The following is a 7,171-nucleotide window of genomic DNA, read 5'->3' as shown; positions in this document are numbered from 1 at the left end:
GGCGTTGTAATTGCTAAGCGTAACCGCGGTCTAAACTCAGCGTTCACCGTACGTAAAATCTCAAGCGGTGTTGGTGTAGAACGTGCATTCCAATTGCATTCACCAATCATTGATAGCATCGAAGTGAAACGCCGTGGCGCAGTTCGCCGTGCGAAACTATACTACTTACGTGAGCGTTCTGGTAAATCAGCCCGTATCCGCGAAAAACTTGGTGCTCGTCCAGCAGCAAACAAAAAAACTGACGCTGGCGTACCTAAAGCAGTTGATACTGCTCCTGGTATTTAAGAACCAGTTTGCTTTGCCGCGCGTAGTCGTCTGATTGGACGCTTGATGCTTGGTAAGGCGAAAGTAGATACAAGCCCTTATTCATAGGTTTATTTATAAATAAGCGGGCCATACCAAAAAAGACAAAACCCCAATCTGTGCTTCTGCCAGATTGGGGTTTTTGTTTCTGCATTTTAGATTAAGGCTTTAATTGCCATCTTAATGAAGCATTTAAGCGAGATGTTAGCTCTCAATATTGTCTACGCGGCTGGTTTGGTCTTTAGATTTGCTGTACTTACGCAAGCGAATATAAAGAGTCTTAGTGACAGTAGCAACGACTTTTTGTTGCTCATCGACGATATCGACGCTGTATTCACGAAAAACCGGCTCGCCATCCTTTGCCAATTCTTGAATAGCGATTACTTCAGCACTGCTAACCTTGATACGTGCGGTGACTTTGCTCTTACCTGGCGCGATAAATTCAATATGTGAGCTTTTATCCCACACTACGTAGCTGCTGCCCAGTTGGTGCATAAGCATCAGCATATAAAACGGATCTACCATCGAGTATAAGCTGCCCCCAAACTGGGTGCCGACGATATTTTTGTTTAAATTATTTAAGCCCATGCTGACCACGCATAAACCTTGATCTAGGTTCATATGTTCAATCTTGATACCAGCGCCGATGTAGGGCGCATAAGTGTTGATACGCAGTTTAAGCAAGTAGGGCGTCAGTAATGGCATGATATTTTTTTTCGCGTTACGTTTAAGCGTTTCAAATCTTTTAGGCAGTAAATTCATCAATATTTCCTATTCCCTTTTTAGATATTGCTAGTCTAGTGGTATGAGTTATTTTTATTGTATTAAGTTAAGTATGACTGCAAGGACTGTTGCTTATAAGGTAAGTTTTCAAGCAATGAGCCATAAAAAGACATTTATCATAGTGAAAAACCATGAAGCTCGCCAGTTTTAAAGCGTAACGAAACGGCAAGTGCGACGATAAAGCCATTATCTTGTTTGCATTCATTACCTTTTTCTAAGTATGACCGATTGAGTCATAAAAAATACTTTTCATAACGATACGGATAGTATCTTTTAATGGCGAAAGTCTCGCATTATCTTTAACGATGTCTTACAATAGCGGGATTTTGTTTTGGGCGGTTTAATATTTACTCGATATTAGGATAATAACGCCGCTCGAACCTCAGTTGACATAAGGAAATGTGATGAGTGGTACACAGCTTCCCACCTCAGGGCGCAACCCGCAGCAACCAATCTCTTCTGATAATGATGATTTGCAAGGCAGTTATGTAGATTTACATAAGCCCAGCGCTAGCTTTAAAAATCGTAATGCCTACCTCAATCATGAACTGCAAATCATGCAACCAAAACGTTGGCGTGCTAATTTGCCGTTCCGCGATTATCGTTTTGAGTATGAGGATACGATTCCGGCAATGGCAGCGACCATCGGTAAAGTGGTAATGGTGGGCGCCATTGCTGCAACCTTTGCTGGTCCGCTTGGTTTGGGCGATGCTTTTGTGTTAGAAAACGTGCGTTATGAATTGCTTATCGTAGCGTTTTTTGTGATTTTATTCTCAGGCTTCCTGCTACCGACTGCTAACCTTGCTGGTACGCACGGCCCACTGATTCCGCTGATTCCTATCGTTGTTGCCGCAGGCGGTCACCCGATGGCCTTTGGTCTGCTAATCGGTGCTTTTGGTTTGCTACTTGCCATTAGTAAAGGCGGCAGTCTGCTGGCGAACTTGACCAGTAAAGGCGTGTGCGGCGGCCTACTGCTATATTTAGGCTTTATCGGCACCACCTCCCAAGTCAAAAATCTATTTGCTTGGGCGGAAGGGATTGGTATGTCGCATATCGCCTTTGTGGTGATTCTACTGACGATTATCTTATACGCGCTGTTAGAGAATTATCAAAAACGCTGGCTTGCAGTGCCACTCAGCTGCTTGTTAGGCGGTGGAGTTGCTTTTGCGATGGGCGCGCCTTTTACCTTTAAAACCGCACCCGGTCTACCAAATATGAATCCGATGTATTGGTGGGGCGAAAATACTGGTTGGATGTTAGGCTTGCCGACTGTCGAAAGCTTTATCGTGGTATTGCCTTTTGCGGTGTTGGCCGTCGCTATGTGGTCGCCGGATTTTTTAGGTCATCAAGTCTTTCAAAAAATCAGCTATCCAAAACGTACTGAGCGCGTGCTGATGGATATCGATGACACCATGACCAGTGCTTCTATTCGTCAGGTAGCAGGCTCTGTGCTTGGCGGTGCTAACTTCGCTTCTTCATGGGGCACCTATATTGTACCAGCGGCAATTGCGAAGCGTCCTATTCCAGCTGGTGCGGTATTAACGGGATTATTCAGTATTATTGCTGGTGTTTGGGGTTACCCCATGGATTTGGCCATTTGGGAACCAGTAATGTGTGTGGCATTGATTGTTGGCGTCTTTATCCCGCTACTTGAAGCGGGCATGGAGATGACCCGCGAAGGTAAAACCACGCAGTCTGCGGCGATTGTCGTCTTTGCTTCTGCCTTAGTTAATCCAGCCTTTGGTTGGTCGATTACTTTGGTACTGGATAACTTAGGTTTAATTGGGTCTAAAGAGCGCAGTGCCAGCTTAACAAAAATGAGTCGCTGGATTATTCCTGTGGTTACTTTTGTCATTTTAACCACAGTGATGGCTATCGTCGGCATGTTGCCCGGTATTCCAGCGCTTTTGCCAAACTTCCGTCACTAGATTTTTAACGTTTTCCATAAAAAGCCAGCCTCGATGCTGGCTTTTTTTATGACTTTGGTTAAGCCAATTTTTGGCTTGCAAAATGCCTACTGTTGCCCCATATATATGATATTACTTACGTTTTTACGGTGTGCTGTTTTTACTCTGTACTAACGCTAAAGCCCTAATTTAAGAGTCAAAAATTCTATGGTCAATGTCTCCGCATCGAGTCCCGTCGACGATAAAAAAGCCCGCCTAAAGCATTTAATTCAGCGCCTGCCAAATCTGCCAGGGGTATACAAAATGCTGGGTAAAAATGGCGATATTCTTTATGTCGGCAAAGCCAAATCATTAAAAAGTCGCGTCAATAGCTACTTTGCAAAGACCATTGACCATCCAAAAACACGGGCGCTGGTAGCACGAATTCATAATATCGAGACCATTATTACCCGTAGTGAGACCGAAGCGCTATTACTTGAGCAAAACCTGATTAAAGAGCATCGTCCGCCTTATAACGTGTTACTGCGTGATGATAAATCTTACCTTTATGTGTTTATCTCTGCGGATAAGCCCTATCCAAGATTGGCTTATGGGCGCGGTAAAGGCAATCACCAAAAAGGTCGCTTTTTTGGGCCGTTTCCATCGGCTCATGCGGCGAAAGAGACGCTGGTGCTGATGCAGAAAATGTTTCAAATGCGCCAATGTACCAATACTTTTTTTAAACAGCGTAAGCGCCCGTGCCTTGAGTATCAGATTAAGCGTTGCCGTGCGCCCTGCGTTGGTTTGGTGTCGCCAGAAGAATACGCCGAGGACGTTAATAATACCATTCGCTTTTTAAAAGGCGATTCGAGTGATATTCATCAGACGTTAATTAAAAAGATGGAGAGCGCAGCGGAAGCCTTAGACTTTGAAAAGGCAGTATTTTATCGTGATCAGCTCTCTATGCTGCGCGAAGTACAAGCGAAGCAAGCCGTTTATACCGTAGAAGGTGAGGCGGATGTGATTGCGATTGCCAGTCAGGCGGGCATGACTTGCGTCAATGTGCTGACTGTGCGCGGCGGGCGCGTGCTTGGCGGTAAAAACTATTTTCCCGATATCGATAGCAGTGAGCCACTTGCGGATAATTTATCGGCGTTTATTACTTCGTTTTATTTTCAAGTAACCGATGATTTGCCAGCTGAGATTATACTCAGCCATGAGCTGCCGGATCAAACAGCGGTCAATGAAGCACTAGTTACCCACTTTGGCAGTAAGACGGTCATTAAAACCAACGTCCGTGAGCACCGCGCTGAATGGTTAGATTTGGCTACACTCAATGCCAATAACGCCCTAAAAACTAAACTTGGCGATTATCTAGAGTTGCATGCGCGCTTTGGCGCTTTAAAAGATGTCCTCGCCGACGTTACCGATCGAACCATTGACCGTATCGAGTGTTTTGATATCTCACATACCATGGGCGAGGCGACTATCGGTAGCTGCGTGGTCTTTGACCAAGGTGGTTCGCGTCGCCGTGATTATCGTCAGTATGCGATTCATGATATTCAAGGTGGTGATGACTATGCGGCGATGAAGCAAGTGCTGACGCGGCGTTATAAGAAGCAGCCATTGCCGGATTTATTGCTGATTGATGGTGGTAAAGGTCAACTTGGTATTGCTAAAGAAGTACTCACAGAGTTGGGTATTCTTAATGATACGTTGCTCATTAGTGTGGCAAAAGGTGAAGGGCGTAAAGCAGGCTTGGAAGTATTGCACTTTATTGATCACGAGCCGCTTGATTTGCCGATGGATAGCAAAGCGCTGCATTTGTTGATGCATATTCGCGATGAAGCGCATCGGTTTGCGATTACCGCGCACCGTAAAAAGCGCGATAAACGCCGTTCCTCATCGGTGTTAGAAGTCATACCAGGGCTTGGCGAAAAGCGCCGCCGTGACCTGCTTAATCATTTTGGCGGTATGCAGCAATTGCTTGGCGCATCGCAGCAGGAGCTGGCTGGCGTGCAGGGAATTGGTCCGGTATTAGCAAAAACGATTTATAAAGTGCTGCATGAGTAGTTTAAGCAGTATGGGCTAAATTTAAGTTTGTGCTCATAAAGCCCAACAATAAAAAAGCTGTCTTAGAATTATCTAGGACAGCTTTTTTTATTGGTGGTGTGTCAAAAAGTATGCTGATTAAAATTTGAATAATTTTTGAAGTCTTGAAAGCCCTATAGAATCAGAGAACTTCGCATAGATTTCTTATTGGCTTTTATCGCCAGCATACTTTTTAGAACACCACCAACTACAATTATTATTTGGCATTTTCCCTTTTATAAGTCACAAACCTAAAATCTAAGCCACTTTTTTCATCGTATTTTTGCTCAGATTCTGCTACGACTACAAACTCGTTTGGCAGCTCAGGGTAAAAGGCATCGCCATCTTTAATATCAGTATCGACATGTGTCAGCTCGACGCGGTCGGTATACATCATCGCCTCACTAAAGACACGCTCGCCGCCAATCACCCAAATGGTATCAAGGTGCGCACCATGAGCAAGGCTGGCCGCTTGTGTCAGCGCATCGTCTAAATTATGCATCACATATGCTTTTTCACTACCGACCAAGCCATTTTGCGCGGCGTAGTCTAGTTGGGTCGTGATAATAAAGCTGATACGTTTTGGTAGCGGCTTGCTGCCCATCGACTCAAAGGTTTTGCGACCCATGATGACGATACCTTGTATCGCGCCGTCACTTTGTTTGGTCGTCATGCTTTTAAAATGCTGCAAGTCAGCTGAGATATGCCACGGCAAATCATTCCCTTTGCCGATACAGCGATTGCGACTGATGGCCGCGATTTGGGCAACTTCGGTATTGGCATAGCTCATAACCTATCCTTTTTATGGTCTTTTAAAAGTAAAGCGATTAAATTTAGACGGCAACTTTGGCTTTAATAGCTGGATGCGACTCATAACCTTCAACGCTGATATCGTCAAAGGTAAAGGCAAAAATATCCTTGATGTCAGGGTTTAGGGTTAAGGTTGGCAGCTCATACAGCGAGCGCGTCAACTGCAATTCAACTTGCTCACGATGGTTTTGGTAAATATGACAATCGCCGCCCGTCCAAACAAATTCGCCGACTTCTAAACCACACACTTGCGCCACCATATGGGTAAGCAAAGCGTAGCTAGCGATATTAAACGGCACACCAAGGAATAAATCCGCTGAGCGCTGATAAAGCTGGCAGGACAGTTTATTGTCCGCGACAAAGAACTGAAATAAGGTATGGCAAGGCGGCAGCGCAACTTGATCCGCTTCCTTTGGATTCCAGCCAGAGACGATTAAGCGGCGCGAGTTGGGATTGGTCTTTATTTGTTCAATCACCTCAGTGATTTGATCGACGCCATCGTTGTCATAACTGCCGTCTTCACGCTTGGTGGCGCCATAATTGCGCCATTGATGACCATAAATGGGACCCAAGTCGCCAGCAGGACGATTAAAGCGCGCGGTTTGGTCAGCGGTCGCCCATTCGTTCCAGATACGCACGTTATTTTCTTGCAGATAATCAACGTGGGTGCTACCGCTTAAAAACCAAAATAGCTCATAAACGATCGATTTAAAATGGACTTTTTTGGTGGTTAGTAAGGGAAATCCATCGGCTAAGTCAAAACGTAGCTGCGCACCAAAGTGGCTTAGTGTACCAGTGCCAGTACGATCGCCTTTTTCAGTGCCATTCGTCATGACATGTTGTAGCAAGTCTAAATAGGCTTGCTCATTTTTACTGTTATGATAATTACTGGTCATAAAGGTACTCTTTTACGCTGTTAAAACGTTTCTTTAAATTATTTCTTAAAATACAGTTTTTAAAAACATTGTTATTAAAAATCTGGTCCTTAATATCATGCTCACTATAGCCTTTAATAGGGTAGTGGATACTCAATAAGGCTTAATAAACCGACTGCTTACCCCAATCATAGATGCCACGCTTATAAGCATAAATCAGCATGATGAGACCAATAATAATCATTGGCGCGCTCAGTATTTGGCCTTTGGTCATCCAGCCGAGTAAAATAAAGCCTTGGTCGGCATCGGGCTGACGGAAAAACTCGATAATAAAACGGCTAAGACCGTAACCTAATAAAAAGATAGCGGAGACGGCCATACGAGGACGCGGTTTTGAGGAATACCACCATAAAAATATAAATA

The 7,171-nt window shown here is 44.5% G+C and carries 7 protein-coding genes; 3 read left to right on the top strand and 4 right to left on the bottom strand.

Annotated elements, in window-relative coordinates; translation table 11 throughout:
- On the top strand, window positions 1-285 hold a 285-nt coding region (rplS, locus tag V7D75_RS08035; RefSeq protein ID WP_333614145.1), incomplete at its 5' end, for a 50S ribosomal protein L19.
- A 222-nt stretch (window positions 286-507) separates the two neighbouring features.
- Here rplS and V7D75_RS08030 read toward each other — a convergent pair.
- Window positions 508-1,065: a DUF4442 domain-containing protein gene (locus V7D75_RS08030; RefSeq protein ID WP_333614144.1), complete on the bottom strand. Its 558-nt coding sequence runs from the start codon at window positions 1,063-1,065 to the stop codon at window positions 508-510.
- A gap of 425 nt (window positions 1,066-1,490) precedes the next feature.
- Between V7D75_RS08030 and V7D75_RS08025 the strand changes: the two genes are divergently transcribed.
- Together V7D75_RS08025 and uvrC are read left to right on the top strand one after the other, a co-directional pair.
- The gene (locus V7D75_RS08025; RefSeq protein WP_333614143.1) at window positions 1,491-3,014 is read left to right on the top strand and encodes a DUF3360 family protein; all 1,524 of its coding nucleotides are present in this window, start codon (window positions 1,491-1,493) and stop codon (window positions 3,012-3,014) included.
- 186 nt (window positions 3,015-3,200) lie between these two features.
- Window positions 3,201-5,045 (top strand): excinuclease ABC subunit UvrC, encoded by a 1,845-nt coding sequence (uvrC, locus tag V7D75_RS08020; protein WP_333614142.1) that lies wholly within the window; start codon window positions 3,201-3,203, stop codon window positions 5,043-5,045.
- 235 nt (window positions 5,046-5,280) lie between these two features.
- On the opposite strand, the gene V7D75_RS08015 is transcribed toward uvrC, so the two are convergent.
- From V7D75_RS08015 to V7D75_RS08005, 3 genes are all read right to left on the bottom strand, one after another.
- Window positions 5,281-5,853, bottom strand: coding sequence for a dihydrofolate reductase (locus V7D75_RS08015; protein ID WP_333614141.1), 573 nt, complete (start codon window positions 5,851-5,853; stop codon window positions 5,281-5,283).
- Between the two features lie 43 nt (window positions 5,854-5,896).
- Window positions 5,897-6,769: a thymidylate synthase gene (locus tag V7D75_RS08010; RefSeq protein ID WP_333614140.1), complete on the bottom strand. Its 873-nt coding sequence runs from the start codon at window positions 6,767-6,769 to the stop codon at window positions 5,897-5,899.
- A gap of 142 nt (window positions 6,770-6,911) precedes the next feature.
- Window positions 6,912-7,171 (bottom strand): prolipoprotein diacylglyceryl transferase family protein (locus V7D75_RS08005; RefSeq protein WP_333614139.1); only part of this gene is annotated, 260 nt, incomplete at its 5' end.

The organism is Psychrobacter sp. (genome assembly GCF_036731945.1).
Classification (GTDB): domain Bacteria; phylum Pseudomonadota; class Gammaproteobacteria; order Pseudomonadales; family Moraxellaceae; genus Psychrobacter.
The sequence above is the reverse complement of the archived record's forward strand: the minus strand, read 5'-3'. Positions and strand labels throughout refer to the sequence as shown.